Below are 20,203 nucleotides of genomic sequence, written 5' to 3'. Positions count from 1 at the left end.
GCCGCTGCGTATACCAAGTAGTAGTACGTGCCGGCTTCGTCCGACGTAAAGTTCAACGTCGTTCCCGTCGCCGTTGTTCCGCTTGCGCTTGTTGCGCTCAGTGCCGGTGCCGTCGTATCCGGTGCTGCTGTCGTCGTTACCGCGATTTCCGCTACGCTCGAAACGTTGCCCGCCGCGTCTTTCACGATGACATACGCTTTGTACGCGGTCGATGCGCTCAATCCGGTTACGCTCGCCGTGTTGGCTCCCGCACTTGCTGCTGCCGTGCCTTTGGCGACGGCCGCTCCTTGGGCTTCGATGTCCGCCGCTGTTGGAGCTGCGTCTGCCGCTGCGTATACCAAGTAGTAGTACGTGCCGGCTTCGTCCGACGTAAAGTTCAACGTCGTTCCCGTCGCCGTTGTTCCGCTTGCGCTTGTTGCGCTCAGTGCCGGTGCCGTCGTATCCGGTGCTGGATTAACTGTCACGTTAATGGGGGCGGAATCGGTCGAACCGTCTGTCACGGCGCTGCCCTTCACTATCACGTTAACCGCTGTGGGGGTAGTTACAGTTGAAGTAGCAGTACCTCCTACCGTAATATCAATGGTGTTACCTGTTCCCTTCACGGCCGTAAACGTCAAGCCAGTTGGCAAGCCGGTAATATTCAAGTCCGCTTCTGTAACAGCTGGGTTTAATGTTCCCGTGGTTACATTGATCACCCATTTGTTGTCCGTTGCCGATACGGTCGTATTTCCTGCTTCCATGGTAATGCTATTGTCGGTTGCCGTACCCTCAATTGCCGCCGCACTAACAACCCCAGGCATAACAGCCACAACGGGGGTAACGGCCATCGTGGCCACCAATAATTTCGCTACGTTTTTCTTCGAGGAACCTTTCCTCTCATTCTGCTTCGCCATGCCTCTACCTCTCTCTCATGAATTAATAGACTAGATGATATAAAGCCAGCCAGGATTAGATGCCTACTTCAGTAGGCATCACCTCCTTCGCTTGAAAGACGCGCCAATGATCATCCGCAAAGCGGATCAGGCTCACGAGATAAACGATCTTCTTCTCCCCCGACGCCGGGTCCTGATAAAAAACTTCCAGATTGCTGCGGCTTACCGTTTCATCGCCTACGGTTACGAAAATGTCGTTCTGCAGGGCGAACCCCTTCACCCAGGAAGGATCGATCCGCATTCCCGGAAAAACGTAAGCTTCCGCGTATTCGTTGGCGATCCGGATCATTTGCAGCTGCTCGTTCAAATCGATCGTTTCGACGCTTTGCACGATTTCCTGCTCGAGCGTTTGCTCCGGCTCCGAAACGATCAATTCCTTCGCCTTCGCTTCCGTGCCGCCGCCGAACAATCGGCTGCGTATGCGCGATAGAAATCCGTTTTTGCGCTCCATGCTCCGCTACACCACCTTAGGTACCGGCTCGACCGCCCATTCTCTCATATCCTCGAGCAGCTTCCGGCTGATCTGCCTATCGATGCGGCCGCCCATGGCGCCGAATAAAGCCCAGGCCTCCCCTTGATACGCCTGGATCGGATCTTTTTGGGCATATGCCTGGTAATGGATGCCCTGCTTCAAATGGTCCAACCTCTCCAAATGATCCAGCCAGCAGCGGTCGATCGTCCGGACGTACCGCTCTTTCCACGTCGCCTGCAAGCGTTCGGCTCCGACTTGCTCCGCATACCGCTCCCATAGGCTCGTCCAGCTTTCCAACAAGCGAGTCTGCAAATCTTTCGAATCGCGACAGCCTCTGAAATCTGCCAAACCTGCTGCTCCGATTTCGCGCGCCAGCCGTCCCGTATCCCACTCCTTCGGCGCACGATCGGGCGGACCGCATCGATTCGCCAATTCGATCAAGTAACGCTTTACCGTGTTGGCGAGCAAAGGCGCAATGTCATCGTCCAGCAAAACTTCGTCCCGCTGCTTGTAGAACGACTGGCGCTGATCGTGAACGATCGAATCCAGCCGAAATACCATGGAGCGAATCGCGAGCATTTGCTGCTCCACCCGCTTTTGCACGCGCTCCATGAAGCTCTGCATATCGCCGCCCTGCACGCCTTCGCCGCCGTGCTTCCACGATGCTCGAATCGCCTCTGCCTCATCGGCGGCGAATCTCTCAACCAATTCGTCTTCCAGCGACAAAAAAAATTGCGAAGAGCCCGGATCGCCTTGCCGCCCGGCCCGTCCGCGCAGCTGATTGTCGACGCGCCGGCTTTCGTGGCGTTCCGTTCCGATCACGTGGAGTCCTCCCAGCTCGGCGACTCCTTCTCCCAACCGAATGTCGGTCCCTCTCCCGGCCATATTGGTCGCGATCGTTACCGCTCCCTTGATGCCCGCTTGGGCAACCAGCTCCGCTTCTTCCGTCTCCGTTTTCGCATTGAGCAGCCGGAAAGGCACTTGCAGTCGCGAAAGCCGGTCCGCGATATATTCCGACTGACGAACCGAAGTCGTGCCGACAAGTACGGGCTGCCCCCGGTCATGCCGGCTCCGAATTTCGTCGATCACTTGATCGTACTTGGCTTCTTTGGTCAGAAAGACGATATCGTCGTAGTCTTTGCGCAGGACGGGCTTATGGGTCGGCAGCGTTACTACGTCCAGTCCGTAGATGCGCCGCATCTCCTCTTCTTCCGTCTTGATCGTTCCCGTCATGCCGACGATCTGTTCGTACAAGCCGAAAAATTTCTGAATCGTAATCGTGGCGTACGTCCGGTTCTCGTCGCTCAGCGGCACGGCTTCCTTGGCCTCGATCGCCTGCTGCAGCCCCTCGCTGAACTGCCGTCCTATCAAAATGCGCCCCGTAAAGGCGTCGATCAGCCGGACTTGCCCGTCCGCCACGATATAGTCGACGTCCCGCTGCATCAGCACTTTGGCCCGCAAGCTTTGCAGCAAGTAATGATAGATCGTCGTGTGCTCCAGCTCGTACAAGTTATCGATCACGAAAGCCGCTTCGATTTTCCGGATTGCCGCTTCCGTAAACATAACCTGCTTCGTCTCGCGATCGACCTCATAGTCTCTCGTCTCGATAAGCCCCCGCACGAACCGGGCGCAAACATAATAAAGATCCGGCGCCGCTTTCGTTTTGCCGGCAATAATGAGCGGGGTTCTCGCCTCGTCGATCAAAATGCTGTCGACCTCGTCGACGATCGCGGCATACAGCGCTCTCTGGACCCGCTGCTCCGGGCGAAGCGCCATATGGTCTCGCAAATAATCGAAGCCGAATTCGGTACACGTTCCGTATGTAAGATCGCACAGGTAAGCCGCCTTCTTATCCGACTCGCTGCCGTTCGCCAGGTTGAGACCGACGGACAGCCCCAGCAGACGGAACACTTTGCCCATCTCCTCGCAATCGCGCGAAGCCAAATATTCATTGACGGTTATCATATGTACGCCTTTGCCGTGCAGGCCGAACCAGTAGGCGGGGAGCAAGGAAACGATCGTCTTGCCCTCGCCGGTCATCATCTCGGCGATGCTCCCTTCGCACATGATCCAGCCGCCGATCAGCTGAACGTCGTGCATCGTGATGCCGAGCGCACGGCGAACCGCTTCCTTCACCGCCGCAAAAGCAATCAAACGAAGCTCTTCGCGATCCTCGCCCCGCTGCAGACGAAGACGGAGCTCTATCGTCAACTCTTGCAAATTTGTCGCAGGCTGCAGCGACCGATAGCAGGAATCGATCCGGGGAAGTACGCGCTTCCTGATTTTATCGACTTTTCTATGATCCCTATTTCCTAAAATGGAATCGATCAAGAACGACATATAGTTCCCCCTTGCAATGGCAAACCGGTAAAATGGAACTAGGTATAATGTGCCACCATTATAGCTCACCCGACAATAAATTCCAACCCCGAATATTTTATGGTATATTTTTCATAAATCGTTTGAAAATTTTAATAGTATTTTACAAGCAATCCATCAAATAGGATACGAGCTCTGTATCGATTTGTCGAATAATGACGAATTAAATGACACTATTCGACACACCAACCTCTCATTCCACTTCCCGGCAACACAAGAAAAGCCGTCCGGAAAACCACCCGGACGGTTCTTTGGCGTGCAAACCGATACGCTTGATCATAGGGAGGGAACGAGTTAGACTACCGCCGGCGAAGTCGCCTTCTCCTATTCGGCTATAGAGCCGTAAACACGGTAAAGTTCCGCCTTAATCCCCATTCCCTCTAGGTTTCCGCAAGCCGCTTTCGTTTCTTTCTAGTTTCCGGACTTACGGCTAACGAATCGAGCGATCGTTATTAGAGCCGAATGCGGTCGTTTGAAATTGTAACGAACTCTGGTAACGTTGTTACCCCGCGAATCGGACCGTTTTCTTCCCTTTTCAGCTCAATAACGATATACGGATTCGTTAAGCCTTGAAAACGACCTTTTTCCCGCCTTATAAGCATCGTACGATTCGTAAGCCATCCCTCCCGATCCTCCGGATCCGCCCGATTACCCCGGATAAGGTACCGTGTATGACGCGCGCTTCCGTAGTGAAACGAGAGAGGCACCGTCTCCGTAACGGAAAGCCGCGCTTTTGCCGCCTCGCGGCATGGTCGTCTTTAACGACAAAAAAGCCGGCCTCCCAAGAGACCGGCTTCGCTTGCCTTTATTCAACCTTTCACGAGCGACAAAAACTCCGACCGCAGCGCGGAATCGGAAACGAATTGTCCGCGCACCGCCGACGTCACCGTCTTGCTGCCCGGCTTCTTCACGCCCCGCGCGCACATGCACAGATGCTCGCCCTCGACGATGACCATGACGCCTCGCGGATGCAGCACCTCGACCAAAATGTCGGCGATTTCCGACGTAATGCGCTCCTGCACCTGCAGACGCCGCGTCACCGCTTCGACCAGTCGGGCGAACTTGCTGAGGCCGGCGATTTTGCCGCTCGGCAAGTAGCCGACGTGGATTTTGCCGAAGAAGGGCGCCATATGGTGCTCGCACTGGCTGTAGTATACGATGTCCTTGATGATGACCAGTTCTTCATGCTGCTCGTCGAACGTAACACCCATCACTTCGCGAGGATCGACGGAATACCCGGCGAAAATTTCCTCGTACATGCGGGCGACCCGGGCCGGCGTTTCGAGCAATCCTTCCCGCTCCACGTCTTCGCCGATGAGCCTCAAAATTTCCCGGATATGCTCCTCGACCTTTTCCCGGTTGCGCCCTACATGATCGTTTACGTAATCTTTAATTCCAGCCATTCGTTTCTCTCCTCCTCGCCGCCGCGGGAGATGCAGCCGTTACTTCCACTTCTGGTTTTTCATCATGTTCTGCATTTGCTGCATCTGCTTTTTGTTCAAATTGTATCCCATCTTTTTCGCCATTTGCTGCAGCATCTCCGGATTCGACTGCATCGATTCGATCTGCTTGCGCAAGTAGTACACACCGATGAAAAAGCCGCCGACGAGGCCGACGATCAGTGTCAGTATGGGTATGATCCAATTCCACATTCCCGCATTTCACCCCAGCAATTGTTTCTTATGGTTGTCGAATACATTTCATCATAGCACGCCCGCCATGCAACTTCAAATGGGATTGCGCCGTCCGGGCGTTCGTTCCAGGCGAAGCGTCAAGCAAGCACGCTCTCGATAAAAACGGTCGTATGCTTCGCCAGATCGACCTCCTTGACCTCGATCTCCTCGCCGACCGGACGAACGACGCGGACGACCGGACGACCCGGCAAGCCGCGGTGCTGGCCGACGACGACGCCGGTTTCCTTCGTCGACAACCGGACGGACGTTCCGTTCGGATAAATCGAAACGGTGCGCAAAAATTGAACCAGCACATCCCGGTTGAGCTTCGTGCCCGCCAATGCCATCATATGCTCGCAAGCTTCGTGCGGCAGCATCGATTTCCCTCGCTGCACTCCATCGTACAGCAAATTGTCGAACATGTTCGCGACCGCGACGATTTGCGCGTACATATGAATTTGGTCGCCGCTCAAGCCGCGGGGAGCCCCTTCGCCGTTCGGCGCTTCGTGATGCTGCAGCGCCACGTGGGCGATCAGCAGGTTCAGCTCCTGCTTCTGCTTCAGCAGCTCGAACCCGCGCCACGTATGATGCCGCTTCGGATCGGGAGACTCGTCGTCCGTCAGCCTCTCGACCTTTCCGACGTCGTGCAGCAAGGCGCCGATCGCCAGCTCCTTCAGCTGCGTTGGGGTCAAATTCATATTGATGCCGATCATCGTCGACATCATGCAAACGTTCAAGGCGTGCACATACTGCTCGTTGTCCTTCGTGCGAATGTCGGACAGCTGGATGAGCACTTCCTTGTTGCGGGTCACGTCGTCCAGCAGCTGTTCGATGCTGACGCTTACGGCGCGCGGGTCGAACGATTTGCCGGATTTGATCGTCTGGAACGTTTCCGTCATCTTGTTCATGACCGTTCGCTTCGTCTCGTCGGAAAGCACCTCGGGAATATCCGCGTCTTCGAACTGGGGGTCCTTGATATAAATCATCGTCGCGCCGATCCGATTCAGGGTGTTGATCATGTAAACGGTCAGCTGCACGCCTTCGGACAGCAAAACCGTGCCGTTGCTGGCAAAAATCGTTTTGCCCAAAAATTGACCGGGCTCCACCTGCTCGATGCTTACATATTTCATGCAAGAAGCGCCCCCCCGGATCGAGTCTACATTATGCGCGTTCGTCATTCCCGGCAAGCTGCGCCAGCGCTTCGCGAATCCGCTCGGCCGCTTCCGGATCGGCTTCCGTCCGTTCCGCTTCCTTCAGCGCTTCCCGCGCCTCCGCGCCGCCGATCCGGCCGAGCGCCCAGGCGCTCGTGCCGCGCAGCACCGGCCTGTCGTCGTGAAGCAGCACATCGCTCAGCAGCGGGACGGCCGAAGCGTCGCGAAAATTGCCCAGCGCGATGACGGCGTTGCGCTGAATCGGCTTCCGGCCCCGCCACGAGGCGGCCATGTCGCCGTACCGCTCGCGGAACTGCTTGTTCGACATCGTCAGCAGCGGCTTCAGCAGCGGCTTGACCTTCTCCGGCTCGGGCTGCAGGTCGGGCTGATGCGTCCAGTTTTTCCCTTTGTTGACCGGACAAACGATTTGACACGTATCGCAGCCGTACAGACGGTTGCCGATTTTGCGCATCAGCTCGTCGCTCACGAACCCTTTCGTCTGCGTCACAAACGAAATGCAGCGGCTGGAGTTAAGCTGCCCCGGGCCGACAAGCGCGCCCGTCGGACAGGCGTCGATGCAGATCGTACAGTCTCCGCATTGGTCGGTCAGCGGCCGGTCCGGCGGAAACGGGATGCTCGTCACAAGCTCGCCCAAATACACCCACGACCCCCATTCCGGAGTAATCGTGGCGCAGTTTTTGCCGCTCCAGCCGACGCCGGCCCGCTGCGCGACGGCCCGGTCGGAAAGCGCTCCGGTATCGACCATGCTCTCGATCCGGGCGTCCGGCACGCGTTCCTTGATGAACGATTCGAGGGCGGCCATTCGTTTCCGCAGCGCTTTATGGTAATCTTCGCCCCAGGACGACCTCGAAACGATGCCCCGGTACGCGCCCGGCTCCGATTTCGGCGGATTCGGCAGCTTGGACGGATAGGCGATGGCGACCGAAATAAGCGACTGCGGACGTTCCAGGCTGAGCGCCGGGTCCGTCCGCTTGTCGAGATCGGGCTCCTCGAAGCCCGACTCGTAGCCCTGCTCCCGGTGCCGCAGCAATATTTGCTTCAACTCGCCGAACGGCTCGGCCGAAGCGAAGCCGATCTTGTCGATGCCGAGCTTCGGAGCCGCGTCGCGGATTTCCTCCTTCAGCTTGGCGTAAAATTCCCGGTCGTCCGGCGCTGTCGTCGTTTCCACGTCGATCACCTCATGTCAAGCGCTTTATCGCTTCCCGGGCCAAAAAGTCGCAACGGTTGTTGAATTCGTTGTCGCTGTGTCCTTTTACTTTGATATAATCCACGCGGTGCATGTCCATCAGCTGCAGCAGACGCTTCCACAAATCCTGGTTTTCGACGGGCTGGCCTTTGCTGTTTTTCCAGCCGTTCTTCATCCAGCCGCGATACCAGCCCTGCTGAAAGCAGTTGACCAAGTAGGCGGAATCGCTGTACAGCTTGATCCGGCAAGGCTCCTTCAGCACGCCGAGCGATTCGATGGCCGCGAGCAGCTCCATCCGGTTGTTCGTCGTATGCTTCTCGCCCCCGGACATCTCTTTCCGGTTCGCGCCGTAAAACAAAATCGCTCCCCAGCCGCCGGGACCCGGATTGCCCGAGCAGGCGCCGTCGGTGTAGATCGTCACTTCCTTCACTTACAAACCTCCCACTTGACGGAGCGGCCACAAAATGAAATCGGCCCGGCCTTGTATCAGCTTTTCCGCAACGGTCCCGAATATGCGGCTGTCTTTGCTCGCGCCCTGATGCCGGTTGTCGCCCATGACGAAATAATGCCCTTCCTCCACGACGATTTGCCCGCGGTCGCCGTCTTCGATTTTGATGTCCGTGTAGGGCTCCGATGCTTGCTCTCCGTTGACGTAAAGCTTGCCCCCCCGAATTTCCACCTTGTCCCCCGGAACGGCCACGACCCGCTTGACCAAAAATTGGCGATCGGCCGACTGCATGTCGGGATCTTTCAAAATGACGACGTCCCCGCGCTTCGGGTGGCCGATCAACAAGGCGAACTTGTTGACGAACAGCCATTCCTTCTCCCGCAGCGTCGGTTCCATGGAATGTCCCTTCACCGTCGACAAATTGAAAACGTACATATTCAGCAAAATGACGATCACGAGGGCGACGGCGATCGATTTCGTCCAATCCCACAACTCCGCGGCCAAGCTTCTCGTTTGCGCCGGCTCGGTCGGAATCGCCGGCGACGCTTCGCCGCTCTCCCCGCTGTCGTATGCGCTCAATGTTACCCCTCCGGCCCTTCGTTTTTCCAAAGCTCGTAATAGGCCAGCGCATGCTCGGCGCGGAACGGAGACTGTCCCCGCTTCAGCCGGTCGAGCACGGCGTCCAGCCCGCGCTTCACTTTGCGTTCGACCATGTCCGAGTAATGATAGTTTTGTTTATGCTGCTCGTATTCTTCCTGATCGACGATTTGGATGCCGCCGTCCGGCGTGCGGATGACGTCCAGGTCGTAATCGATATACGTGATGACTCCGCCGCTCACGTAAGGCGGAGACGCGATGTTGCAGTAATAGCGGATACCGTGATCTTCCAGCAGCGACACGACGTTGAACCATTCGCCGGGGATGAAAAACGTCACCGACGGAATTTTGCTGGTCCATTCCTTGCCGTCGCTCTCCCGAATCGGCGTCTGGCTGTTGATCAGCACGATCATCGATTCGAGCCGGTGCTCGGGCAGAAGCAGCTCCTCCGGAACGCGCCAGTTTTGCAGCCACATCCGGTGCAGATGGCCGTCGTGCTTGAAGCTTTTGATGCGGTATTCGGAAAATGAATTCATACGCGGGGCCCTTTCTGGCAACTGGTTCTATTATATACAAAAACGATCGTCGAAGGTAGTGGCGGGCAGTCGGGGCCTCGACCGGTCTCGATTCGTAAACGGGCCGGTCCGGACATGCCGTTTACCGTTCCGTACGGAAAACAAAAGCATACCTTTTCGCCAATGACACTGGCTTCAAGATATGCCCTTCGCGGAAAAGATGCGTTCCGGCTTTCGTCAACGGCCGCTGACGATGCGCAGATGGCGGAACGATCTTGAAAAATTGTTGTCGGTATATCCTACCGCTTCGTATACGGGAAGAATCGGTTCGTTGTGCACGTCCACGGTGACCAAAATTTTGCTGACCTTGCGCTGGATGAATTTCTGCTTGAGACCGGTGATCAGCGATTTGCCGATGCCTTTGCGCTGGTACTCGGGCGCTACCGCGATGCGGTAATAATAGCCCTGATTGCGCTGGTCGATCGTGCCGATGATGATGCCGGCGATATCGTCGTTCAGGACGGAAACGAGAACGAGATCCGGATCCAGAGTAAGCTGCTTGGCAAAGGCTTCGATCGTTTCTTCGTAGCAGGCCTCGGACAACACTTCGCGGAAAAGCTTCGTAATCGACGCGTAATCGGACAACTGAAAAGGCCGAACGAACATGGTGGTCTCTCCCCGTTTTGTTTTTTCTGAAATTCGGTACAGACAGCTATAAACGTACGACTCGCCGATTCGCAAGGTAAAGCGGTCCGATCAAACCGTACGCCCGGCGGACGGATATCGGACTCCTAATTCGTATGCATCGGGTGGATAGCGGCCAACAAGATGATGCGAACCGCGGCGCGACGAAGAGGAAGGCGGACCTCGAAGCGCGGGCGACGGCATCGCTTGTCGAAAAGGCTTCGGGCCGAACATGCTTCCGGATGACGATCTGAACCGTTAGTAAATTACAAATACGACAAAAATCGAGGAAATCCTGCCTAAATCTTAATAAAACCTTAAAAACATAAAAATATTTCGTTAAAATGACTGAAAACGCTTAATCGTAATCGTTTTCAGTCCCTATTTAGGAAATGTGCAATTGTTTTTCCATTTTGTGTAACAAATCTCCCGATCGCCGACCGCCCGATTCGGCAGCCTGCTACAATATACTCTATGAGATAGGGAGGGTATAAGATGATAAAAATCAAGCATACTGTTTGATGACCGCCCGGCGGATCGCGTCGTTTCGAGCCGGCGGCGGGAACGGGTATGAACAACTTTTCAAACATAAGTATTGCACATGTTGATTTATTGCCGAAAATGAGGGATAATAGGCATGTACAAATCCATAATTTAGGGAGGTAATTCCGCATGGCACACCAACTTCCGCCACTGCCTTACGCCAACAACGCGCTTGAACCGCACATCGACGCGCAAACGATGGAAATCCATCATGACCGTCACCATAACACATACGTTACGAATTTGAACGCGGCGCTCGACAAACATCCGGAGCTGCACGACAAATCGCTCGAAGCTCTGATCGCCGATTTGAACGCCGTACCCGAAGATATCCGCACGGCCGTTCGCAACAACGGCGGCGGCCACGCGAACCATTCCTTGTTCTGGACGACGATCGGCCCGAACGCCGGCGGCGCTCCGACCGGCGCTCTCGCCGCGGCGATCGACAGCGAGCTCGGCGGCTTCGACGCGTTCAAGCAAGCGTTCGCGGCGGCGGCAACGACCCGTTTCGGCAGCGGCTGGGCGTGGCTCGCCGTTTCGAAGGAAGGCAAGCTGAAAGTATACAGCCTGCCGAACCAAGACAGCCCGATCATGGAAGGCGACACGCCGATCCTCGGTCTGGACGTATGGGAGCACGCTTATTACTTGAAATATCAAAACAAACGTCCCGACTACATCGCCGCATTCTGGAACGTAGTCAACTGGAACGAAGTCGGCAAACTGTACGACGCCGCCAAAAAATAAGTCTCCGCTCGAACGATCCCCGCCGCAGCCGTCGCCCAGACGGCCGCGGCGGGGATTTTTTTTCGTTCAAAGACGGTTCGTTTCGCCTGGCCGGCCGATCCTCTCCCGGCTCTCGCATGTTTCGCGCGGCCCGCGAATACAATGTAGCGATTTGACGATTCGAGAGAGAGGACGAACTGCGCATGTCGAAAACGAACCGCGGTAAAGCGCTTTGGAAACTGCCTTCCCGGGGAAGGGGGACGTGCCCCGTCTGCGGCGCGACCCGCATCAAGCTGTTGTATACCCGCACGCTCGAAAGCGGCGAGAAAGCCAAAGTGTGCAAACGGTGCCGGCCGAGCGCCTAACGCCGCGCCGCGCCGAACGGTGCCGCTTGCCGCAAAATTTTCGCGAAAACGTTCGGCAGCGCGTACCGCTTCATTTCGCTGTCGCCGAACCATAGGAAGCCGCCTTCTTCCCGCCCGGCGCCGGCCGCTTCGCCCGAACCGTCGCCGGGCGCCGCCTCCGCGCCGTAAGCGGAACGGTCGTCCGCAAAGCCGACGAACCGGCACCGGTACACCCGCAGGCGCCACTCGATATGGCTGAACGTATGGCTTTCGTCCATCATCGGCTCAACCGGCTCCACCTCCAGCCCGTGCTCGTCCTCCAGCTTTTCCCGCAAATAGCGCATCGCGGCCGCATCCGTATCGGCGAGCGTCGCCCCCGACGCCGTTTCCGGCAGCAGAACGTGCGGCAGCTCCCACATCCGGGCGAGAAGCCCTTCCTTCGGGCGCTGCCGGATCAGCACGCGGCCGGCGTGCGGGCCCGCGCCTTCGATATACGCGACGGCGCGCGCTTCCGGGCGCGGCGGCTTCGCCTTCGTTTTCACGGGGAGCTCGTCCGCCGCGCCTTCGAGCCGGCCGGCGCACCGTTCCATGACCGGGCAGGTAAGGCAGTGCGGCGATTTCGGCGTGCAAACCGTCGCGCCCAGCTCCATCAGCGCCTGATTGAAGTCGCCCGCCTTCCCTTCCGGAATGAGCTCCCGCGCGAGCCGTTCCATGGCGACGCGGGTCGCCGGCTTCGCAATATCGTCCCGCAGCAAAAAATAGCGGGACAGCACGCGCATGACGTTGCCGTCGACGGCCGGCTCCGGCTTGTTGTAGGCGATGCTCAGCACCGCCCCGGCCGTATACGGCCCCACGCCTTTCAGCGACGAGATGTCCTCGGGCGTATCGGGCACCTTCCCCCCGTAACGTTCCTTCACTTCCCGCACGGCCGCCTGCAAATTGCGCGCCCGCGAATAATAGCCGAGCCCTTCCCACGCCTTCAGCACCTGCTCCTCCGGAGCGTCGGCCAGCGCCTCGACGGTCGGAAATTGCTCCACGAAACGGTGGTAATACGGAATGACCGTTTCCACGCGCGTTTGCTGAAGCATCACTTCGGATATCCAAATATAATAAGGATTGCGGCTGCGACGCCAAGGCAAATCCCGTTTATGCACGTCGTACCAGCCAAGCAGCTCCTTGGAAAAATACGTGTTTGCGTCGTTCGCGTTCAGACCCTCCAACTCCCGTCTGTCAATTTGTTTTCCGTTTCTGGTATGATGAATGTGTCTGAATCCCGCCGAGGGCGCGGGCGAAAGGAGCCGAAGCTTATCGTATGCTGACCCCGGGTCAAATCGCCGCCCAATTGAACAAGCTCGTCTTCTCGATCGCGCTGACCGGCCACCGCAAATGCGAGCCGAACTGGCACCAGCCGCTGCGCACGATCCGGCATCATTCGCTGTGGCTGATCGTCAAGGGCAAAGGAACGTTTACGATAGGCGGCACCCATTATCCGGCCGAGCCCGGAAAGCTGTTCGTTTTCGCCCCGGGCATGCTGGTCGAGAGGCGGAGCGACGAGGAGCAGCCGCTCGAATATTACTTTTTACGTTTTCATTATACGGAAACGTACGAGGAGAAGGAACAGTGGATTTGCCGCAGCTCGGCGGAATGCCCGTTTCCGCTGCAGGGGATGTATTCGCTGCAAAATACGCCGCAGTTCATCTATTACATGGAGCAGCTGTTCGTGCTCTGGCAGCGGCGCGGCCATATGACGGCGATGCGGCGCAAGCTGCTGCTGCAGGAATTTTGGCTTGCGCTCGTGCAGGAATTTCGAGCGCAAAAAATCGCCGGCGACACGACCGCCGCGATCGAGCTGACGCAGGATTTCATGGCGCAGCATTACAAGGAGCCGCTGACGCTGGAGTCGCTCGCCCAGCTCGCGGGGCTCAGCGTAAGCCATTACTCGCGGCTGTTCAAAAAAGTGATCGGCTACAGCCCGATCGATTATTTGACCCACCTGCGCATGGACCGCGCCAAAGAGCTGCTCGTCCTGTCCGATTACCGGCTGAAGTCGATCGCCCAAAGCGTCGGCTACGGCGACGAGTTTTATTTCAGCCGCATGTTCAAAAAGGTCGTCGGCCTTTCGCCGCGCGAATACGCGAAGCGCAACCGGGGCGATCCGGTGAAATGACGCGCCGCCTAAGTTGACTTCCCGCGTCAGGAATAGTAAGCTAGGCGTGATTCGGGAGGGGAACGCGTGAAACGGAACAAGGCTGAAGCGTACTGGACGGTTCCTTATTTGACGATATGGGGTACGCAGTGGATGGCCGATTCGCTGCTGCAGTATATATGGATGGCGGATCCGCACGGCGCGGTTCGCAAAACGCTGCTGGGGGTCGCGGCGGCGCTGACGGTGCTGCTCGTCGTCCGTGACCGGGTCGGACGCTCGGCCGCTTCCTCTCGGCAGGTCGCGGCCGTCGGCATTCCCGCGCTCGCCGCGGCGGCGCTGCTGCTGGTCGTCGCCTTGTCGGCCCGCCTCGGGACGACCGCGTTGTTCGTCCCCGAGCTGCTCCGCTGCTTCCTGCTCGCCGCCTTTTATGTCTGGATCGGCGTTCGGCTCGGCCGGGAGCTCGTCTATTTGGGCTTGTGGCTGGCGGCGCTCGGCATCGTCATCTGGAGCTTCTACTTGGGCTATGCGCCGATCATACTCGGGTTTTCCGGCGGGGCGAGCCTTCTCGCGTGCGCGCTCATTTTCCGCTTCTGGAGAGGATAAGCGCCTTAAAGGCCGCAATGCAAGGCCGGATGAAACCGATGGTCGCCGCAAAACCGAAAGGCCGCTCCCGCATCGCGTCATGCGATGTCGGAAGCGGCCTTGCTCCTTGTTGAGGCTACAGCTGATAGCCGACGGCCCGCAGCCAGCCCGCGTAATGACGGTTTCGCGTCTCCTCGGGCATCGCCGGCTCGAACTGCCGGTCTTTTTCCCACAGCGCCTTCAGCTCGTCTTTGCCGCTCCAGAAGCCGACCGCGAGTCCGGCCAAATACGCCGCTCCTTGCGCCGTCGTCTCCTGCACCTTCGGCCGGGTGACGCGCACGCCCAGCATGTCGGCCTGAAACTGCATCAGGAAGCCGTTTTTCGTCGCGCCGCCGTCGACCCGCAGCTCGTTCAGCCGAATGCCGGACTCCTTCTCCATCACCCGCAGCACGTCCATCGTCTGGTACGCGATCGATTCGAGCGTCGCCCGGACGATATGCGCCTTGCCGCTTCCCCGCGTCAGCCCGGTGATCATGCCGCGCGCGTCGGCGTTCCAGTACGGGGTGCCGAGCCCGGTAAACGCCGGAACGACGTAGACGCCCTCCGTATGCTCGACCGAGAGGGAAAGCGCTTCCGTCTCGCTCGCGTCGTCAATGATCCGCAAGCCGTCGCGAAGCCACTGGACGGCGGACCCGGCCGTAAATACGCTGCCTTCGAGCGCGTACGTCGTTTCGCCGTCCAAGCCCCACGCGATCGTCGTCAGCAGGCCGTTTTGCGAAGCGATCGGCTTCGTTCCCGTATTTTTCAGCAGGAAGCAGCCCGTGCCGTACGTATTTTTGGCCATGCCTGCTTCGTAGCAGCCTTGGCCGAACAGGGCGGCCTGCTGGTCGCCGGCCGCGCCCGCGATCGGAACGGCGGCGGAGCCTCCGAGCAGCGCCGTTTCCCCATAGACGTGGCTGGACGGCTTCACCTCGGGCAGCATCGCCTCCGGTATGCCGAACTTGGCCAATATGTCCTTATCCCACTCCAGCGTATGAATGTTGAACAGCATCGTGCGCGAAGCGTTCGACACGTCCGTCACGTGAACGCGGCCTTCGGTCAGCTTCCAGACGAGCCACGAATCGATCGTCCCGAACAGCGCCTCGCCCGCCTCCGCTTTCTCGCGGACGCCGGGCACGTGGTCGAGAATCCATTTCAGCTTCGTGCCGGAAAAATACGGATCGGTCACGAGCCCGGTTTTCATCCGGATCGTATGGTCCCAGCCTTCCCGCTTCAGCTGCTCGCACAGCTCGCTCGTGCGCCGGCATTGCCAGACGATCGCCGGGTGAAGCGGATCGCCCGTCGCCCGGTCCCAGACGACCGTCGTCTCCCGCTGATTCGTAATGCCGATCGCGGCGATATCGGCCGGGTCGATGCCGGAGGCGGCTTCCAGCATCACCTGCCGCTGGGTGCTCCAAATTTCGTTCGCGTCGTGCTCGACCCAGCCGGCGCGCGGGAAAAACTGCCGAAACTCCCGCTGGGCCAGCGCCTCGACCTTTCCGTCCCGGCCGAATACAATCGCTCGGCAGCTGGTCGTGCCTTGGTCGAGCGCCATGACGTACCGTTTCATGACCATCCCTCCAACCGGTTTGATCTACTTAACACCATACCATCCGCAGCGCTGCATGGAAATACCGGGCGGCGCAAAAAAACGCAAATCGTTAATCCCGCTATCCGTTCGACCCGTTAAACGCCCCGGAACCGAAACTTTTCCGGCCCGGTCCGCGTACCATGTTGTAAGCGCTTATTGTCGCGAACGCCTGCAATTCGCTTGACCGCCAACCGCTTTGAAGAGGTGCTGCCGAATGCTGCTTTTGAAAATCGTCCCGTTTCTGTTCATCGGAATCGGTCTGCTTAACGTCATTTTTCCGAGAACGGCCTGGTTTTGGAACGTCGGCTGGCAATTCAAAAACGCCGAGCCGAGCGAAGCCGCCCTCCTGATGGGGCGTATCGGCGGCTTGCTCGCGATCGGCATCGGCATCTTCCTGCTTGTTTCCGGCTTGTAAAAGCTTCAAACGTCACCCGGCCGTATCGGCGATATCGGGAAAGCTCGACGCCTGCTCGATCGCCTCCTGCACCTCCTGCCGCTCGCGCTCCGCCCGCTCCGGGCTCCAGCCGAGCAACTCCGCCATCGTCCGCACGACCGGCAGGGCGAGCGTCTCGGCGCGCTTCCGGTCGAACGTGACGAGACCGGTCCGGCGAACGAGGAAATCGGCCGCCGTAACGGTCATTTCGTGCCGAATCGCATAGCGGAGCTCGGCTTCGAGCAGACGGAGGCCGTCCTTCTTCTGCGGCGATGCCGCGCCGGGGCGAATCGAAACGGCCGCGGCCTTCGTCCCGTTCGCGGATGCGGACTCCGCCGACGCCGCCGTTTCCGCTTCCGCACCGGTATACGCGTCGAAGATGACCGCGATGTTGGAGCCGTACCGGCCCAGCAAATATTCGGTGTCGCGGGCCGGCACGCCGATCCGCTCGCCGCGCTCGATCCACTGCCGGCGATAGTCGTCGTACGAGGCGAAGCCGCCGCGGTCGCCGCCGCTAATGGAGTCGCGGTCGGTCCGGCAGCCGACCGCCTTCAGCCCTTCCTCCTCGCCGAGCTCCCGCTCGACCAGGTCGACGACTTTCTCGGCCATTTTGCGGAAGCCGGTCAGCTTGCCGCCCGCGATCGTAATCAGTCCCGATTCCGAACGGAAAATTTCGTCCTTGCGGGAAATTTCCGACGGCCCCTTGCCCTCCTCGCGAATGAGCGGCCGCAAACCGGACCAGGAAGACTCGACGTCGGCCGCCGTCAGCCGAACGCCGGGAAACGCGTGGTTGACCGCGTCCAGCAAGTAGTCCCGGTCTTTGCGCGTCGTCCGCGGCTCCTCGATTTTTCCTTCGTAGAACGTGTCGGTCGTCCCGATGTACGTCTTGCCTTCGCGCGGAATGACGAAAATCATCCGTCCGTCCGGAACGTCCAAATAGGCCGACTGCTTTACCGGCAGCCTGGAGTGGTCGACGACGAGATGGACGCCTTTCGTCAGCAGCAGCCGTTTGCCTTTCACCTCGTGGTCGTTTTGGCGGACGCGGTCGACCCACGGACCCGCGGCGTTAATAATTTTTTTCGCATAGACGGGGTACGTGCGCCCGGTCAGTACGTCCTCCACGTTCACCCCCGCCACCTTGCCTCCCTCGTACAAAAAGCCGGCCGCCTTGGCGTAGTTGACCAGGCTCGCGCCGTGGCCGTGCGCCGTTTTGGCGATTTCGATCGTGAGCCGGGAGTCGTCGGTACGGTATTCGTAATAATAGCCGGCCCCTTTCAGCCCTTCCGTCTTGAACAGCGGCTCCAGCTCCAGCGTTTTGGCGCGTCCGTACATAATGCGGCGCTCGCCCCGTTTGACGCCCGCGAGCAAATCGTACACGTACAAGCCGATCGAGGACATGAAGTAGCCGTAGGTGCCGCCTTTGTAAATCGGCAGCATCATCGGCGCGGGGATGACGATATGCGGCGCCTTCTCGTGCAGCAGCGCCCGCTCGCGGCCGACCTCCATGACCAGCTTCACTTCGCCCTGCTTCAAGTAGCGGAGCCCCCCGTGAACGAGCTTCGTCGAACGGCTGCTCGTGCCCCACGAAAAATCGCGCATTTCCACAAGCCCCGTTCGCAAGCCGCGCAAACTGGCGTCCCAGGCGATTCCCGTTCCCGTGATGCCTCCCCCGATAACGAGCACGTCGAGCCGCTGTTCGGACATTTGCTGCAGCATCCGTTCCCTGCGGCCGGCGGAAAAAGTTTGTTCCATCTGTAGCGCCTCCCATGACGGCGGCGGGCGGCGAAGCGGCGTTTTGCCCGGGAATGCGAAAAACCCCTTCGCATGATAAAACACCCGTTGCGCGCGCGCAACAAGCGTCTATCAGCAAAAGGGGTCTCCTCATCTCCGCCCGATTGATGATGCCGTCCATTCGATTGTTCTTGCTTTCAAGAGTACCACAACGCGTGAGGCGATGTAAAGAGCCGTCCGCCCGGCTCACGTCTCGGTCATCGTGCCGCCGTTGACGTGCAGCACTTGTCCGGTCACGTAACCGGAGTCGTCCGACGCCAAATAGACGTAGGTCGGCGCCAATTCGAACGGCTGCCCGGCCCGGCGCATCGGCGTGTCCGCGCCGAACGTCTTGATATAGTCCGCCGGATAGCTCGACACCTGCAGCGGGGTCCAGATCGGACCGGGCGCCACCGCATTAACCCGGATGCCCGATTGGACGAGCTGCTGCGACAGCGACCGGGTAAACGAGACGATCGCCCCTTTCGTGCAGGAATAATCGAGCAGCAGCGGCGCCCCCTCATAAGCGGTTACGGAAGTCGTCGCGATGATCGAGCTTCCCGGCTTCAAATGCGGCAGCGCCTCCTGAGTCATATAAAAGAACGGATATACATTCGTGCGAAACGTGTCCTCGAGCTGGCGGCTGCTGATGTCGGCGATCGACCGCTGCGGAAACTGCACCCCGTGATTGAGCACCAGCACGTCAAGCTTTCCGAAACGGCCGACCGTGTTGCGCACCGCTTCGCGGCACCAAGCTTCCTCGCGCAAATCGCCGGGCAGAAGCAGGCAGCGGCGGCCGAACGCTTCGATCGCCTGCCGGGTTTCCTCGGCATCCGTATGTTCGTCCAAATACGGGATCGCCACGTCCGCCCCTTCCTTGGCGAAGGCGACGGCTACGGCGCGTCCGATGCCGCTGTCGCCGCCGGTAACGATCGCGACTTTGTCCCTCAGCTTGCCGCTTCCGACGTAAGCGGGATTGTCGAACAGGGGCCGCGGCTTCATCAAATATTCCATGCCGGGCTGGCGGTCCTGATGCTGGGGCGGGAACGTGAGCGGCGTCCGCTCGCAGGTCGTTTCCGTCCCGTAATACGGATAATGGGGATACAATGCGAATACCTCCTGACCGTAAAGTTCGGTTACAGGCACAATATTCATCGATCGCCCGGATGTTCCGCCGGACGAACTTCAATACAAATCCCTCACGTCCAGCACGCTGCCGGACGGGTGCCGCTCGTCGAACAGCGTCCGCAGCAGCTTCGCGGCCGTTTCGTCCGCGCCGGCAAGCCGTCCGGAACTGTGCAGCTCCACGAACCGTTCGCGGCTCGGGAACAGCTCGGGGCTCGCGGCCCGGATGTCCCGCTGCATCGCCGTGTCGACGACTCCGGGCGCGGCCGAGAGCACGCGCGCGCCGTTCGCTTCCGCCTCCTGCTCCGCGCCGACACAGCGCGTAAACATATCGAGTCCCGCTTTGGACGCGCAGTAGGCGCTCCAGCCGGAATACGGCTTGCTCCCCGCTCCCGACGACACGTTCAGCACGAGCCGTTTCGCTTTCCAGCCGGCGGTCAGCCGCAAAAAAGCGGCGGTCAAGACGACCGGCGCGATCAGGTTGACGCTTACGTTGCGGATCAAATCCTCGCCCGACGCGACGGCGGCTGGCGCGATCGGCTCGATTACGCCCGCGTTGTTGATCAGACCGATCGTATCGAGCCCCTCCCCGTCGATTTCGGCGAACGCTTGCTCCATGACGGCTTCCAGAGAGGCGGCGTCGCCCAAATCGCAGCGAATCCAGCGCAGCGCGACCCCTTTGCCGGCGGCTTCCTTCGCGAGCTCCCCGGCATCGCTTCGCGCCATGCCGATCAGCCGGCATTCCGGCCGCATCAGCTCGCGGAGCAGCGCCTGTCCGAGCCCTTTGGACGCTCCGGTAACGATAAACTGCTTCATATGTTGCCGCTCCTTTCCCGATTCGTTTGCGGT

At 59.1% G+C, this 20,203-nt stretch carries 20 protein-coding genes and 1 pseudogene; 5 read left to right on the top strand and 16 right to left on the bottom strand.

What is annotated here, in order from left to right; genetic code table 11:
* From PV407_RS26840 to PV407_RS26790, 11 genes and pseudogenes are all read right to left on the bottom strand, one after another.
* Positions 1-893 (bottom strand): annotated as a pseudogene (locus PV407_RS26840) (hypothetical protein); the annotation flags it as partial.
* A gap of 55 nt (positions 894-948) precedes the next feature.
* Positions 949-1,383 (bottom strand): hypothetical protein, encoded by a 435-nt coding sequence (locus PV407_RS26835; protein WP_332093076.1) that lies wholly within the window; start codon positions 1,381-1,383, stop codon positions 949-951.
* A gap of 6 nt (positions 1,384-1,389) precedes the next feature.
* Positions 1,390-3,744, bottom strand: coding sequence for a preprotein translocase subunit SecA (gene secA / locus PV407_RS26830; protein ID WP_332093075.1), 2,355 nt, complete (start codon positions 3,742-3,744; stop codon positions 1,390-1,392).
* Positions 3,745-4,592: 848 nt separating this feature from the next.
* Positions 4,593-5,186 (bottom strand): GTP cyclohydrolase I FolE, encoded by a 594-nt coding sequence (folE, locus tag PV407_RS26825; protein ID WP_332093074.1) that lies wholly within the window; start codon positions 5,184-5,186, stop codon positions 4,593-4,595.
* Positions 5,187-5,225: 39 nt separating this feature from the next.
* The gene (locus PV407_RS26820) at positions 5,226-5,435 is read right to left on the bottom strand and encodes a YneF family protein (RefSeq protein ID WP_332093073.1); all 210 of its coding nucleotides are present in this window, start codon (positions 5,433-5,435) and stop codon (positions 5,226-5,228) included.
* Between the two features lie 119 nt (positions 5,436-5,554).
* A complete protein-coding gene (locus PV407_RS26815; RefSeq protein WP_332093072.1) occupies positions 5,555-6,586 on the bottom strand; it encodes an HD-GYP domain-containing protein in 1,032 nt (343 codons plus the stop codon).
* Between the two features lie 31 nt (positions 6,587-6,617).
* Complete coding sequence (queG, locus tag PV407_RS26810) at positions 6,618-7,796, bottom strand: tRNA epoxyqueuosine(34) reductase QueG (protein ID WP_332093071.1); 1,179 nt, start codon at positions 7,794-7,796, stop codon at positions 6,618-6,620.
* A 10-nt stretch (positions 7,797-7,806) separates the two neighbouring features.
* Positions 7,807-8,244, bottom strand: coding sequence for a ribonuclease HI (rnhA, locus tag PV407_RS26805; protein WP_332093070.1), 438 nt, complete (start codon positions 8,242-8,244; stop codon positions 7,807-7,809).
* Positions 8,245-8,841: a signal peptidase I gene (gene lepB / locus PV407_RS26800; protein WP_332093069.1), complete on the bottom strand. Its 597-nt coding sequence runs from the start codon at positions 8,839-8,841 to the stop codon at positions 8,245-8,247.
* A 2-nt stretch (positions 8,842-8,843) separates the two neighbouring features.
* On the bottom strand, positions 8,844-9,395 hold the full coding sequence (locus tag PV407_RS26795; RefSeq protein ID WP_332093068.1) for a DUF402 domain-containing protein: 552 nt from the start codon (positions 9,393-9,395) through the stop codon (positions 8,844-8,846).
* Between the two features lie 216 nt (positions 9,396-9,611).
* Positions 9,612-10,040 carry a GNAT family N-acetyltransferase gene (locus PV407_RS26790; RefSeq protein ID WP_332093067.1) on the bottom strand — a complete coding sequence of 143 codons (429 nt, stop codon included), beginning with the start codon at positions 10,038-10,040 and terminating at the stop codon, positions 9,612-9,614.
* A 690-nt stretch (positions 10,041-10,730) separates the two neighbouring features.
* On the opposite strand from PV407_RS26790, the gene PV407_RS26785 reads away from it, so the two are divergent.
* Positions 10,731-11,345, top strand: a complete 615-nt coding sequence (locus PV407_RS26785) for a superoxide dismutase (RefSeq protein WP_332093066.1) — start codon at positions 10,731-10,733, stop codon at positions 11,343-11,345.
* Positions 11,346-11,527: 182 nt separating this feature from the next.
* Entirely contained in the window at positions 11,528-11,689 is a 162-nt protein-coding gene (locus tag PV407_RS26780; RefSeq protein ID WP_332093065.1) for a hypothetical protein, read from the top strand.
* Here PV407_RS26780 and mutY read toward each other — a convergent pair.
* Positions 11,686-12,888, bottom strand: a complete 1,203-nt coding sequence (mutY, locus tag PV407_RS26775) for an A/G-specific adenine glycosylase (protein WP_332093064.1) — start codon at positions 12,886-12,888, stop codon at positions 11,686-11,688. The two genes, PV407_RS26780 and mutY, sit on opposite strands and share 4 nt — an antisense overlap.
* 92 nt (positions 12,889-12,980) lie before the next feature.
* Here mutY and PV407_RS26770 point away from each other — a divergent pair, with 92 nt between their 5' ends.
* Entirely contained in the window at positions 12,981-13,835 is an 855-nt protein-coding gene (locus tag PV407_RS26770; protein WP_332093063.1) for an AraC family transcriptional regulator, read from the top strand.
* Positions 13,836-13,901: 66 nt separating this feature from the next.
* Positions 13,902-14,417, top strand: a complete 516-nt coding sequence (locus PV407_RS26765; protein WP_332093062.1) for a hypothetical protein — start codon at positions 13,902-13,904, stop codon at positions 14,415-14,417.
* Positions 14,418-14,532: 115 nt separating this feature from the next.
* Here the strand turns inward: PV407_RS26765 and glpK are convergent, their stop codons facing one another.
* The gene (glpK, locus tag PV407_RS26760; protein WP_332093061.1) at positions 14,533-16,005 is read right to left on the bottom strand and encodes a glycerol kinase GlpK; all 1,473 of its coding nucleotides are present in this window, start codon (positions 16,003-16,005) and stop codon (positions 14,533-14,535) included.
* Between the two features lie 235 nt (positions 16,006-16,240).
* Here glpK and PV407_RS26755 point away from each other — a divergent pair, with 235 nt between their 5' ends.
* A complete protein-coding gene (locus PV407_RS26755; RefSeq protein WP_332093060.1) occupies positions 16,241-16,441 on the top strand; it encodes a DUF6199 family natural product biosynthesis protein in 201 nt (66 codons plus the stop codon).
* Between the two features lie 12 nt (positions 16,442-16,453).
* On the opposite strand, the gene PV407_RS26750 is transcribed toward PV407_RS26755, so the two are convergent.
* The 3 genes from PV407_RS26750 to PV407_RS26740 all read right to left on the bottom strand — a co-directional run bounded on the left by PV407_RS26750 (position 16,454) and on the right by PV407_RS26740 (position 20,170).
* Positions 16,454-18,211, bottom strand: coding sequence for a glycerol-3-phosphate dehydrogenase/oxidase (locus tag PV407_RS26750; RefSeq protein ID WP_332093059.1), 1,758 nt, complete (start codon positions 18,209-18,211; stop codon positions 16,454-16,456).
* Positions 18,212-18,436: 225 nt separating this feature from the next.
* Positions 18,437-19,336, bottom strand: coding sequence for an SDR family oxidoreductase (locus PV407_RS26745; RefSeq protein WP_332093058.1), 900 nt, complete (start codon positions 19,334-19,336; stop codon positions 18,437-18,439).
* A 78-nt stretch (positions 19,337-19,414) separates the two neighbouring features.
* Positions 19,415-20,170, bottom strand: a complete 756-nt coding sequence (locus tag PV407_RS26740; RefSeq protein ID WP_332093057.1) for an SDR family NAD(P)-dependent oxidoreductase — start codon at positions 20,168-20,170, stop codon at positions 19,415-19,417.
* Between the last annotated feature and the right edge of the window lie 33 nt (positions 20,171-20,203).

This window comes from Paenibacillus sp. GYB003, from assembly GCF_036577625.1.
Taxonomy (GTDB): domain Bacteria; phylum Bacillota; class Bacilli; order Paenibacillales; family NBRC-103111; genus Paenibacillus_AB.
Note: the sequence above shows the minus strand (reverse complement) of the source record. Positions and strands in the feature narration are given on the sequence as shown.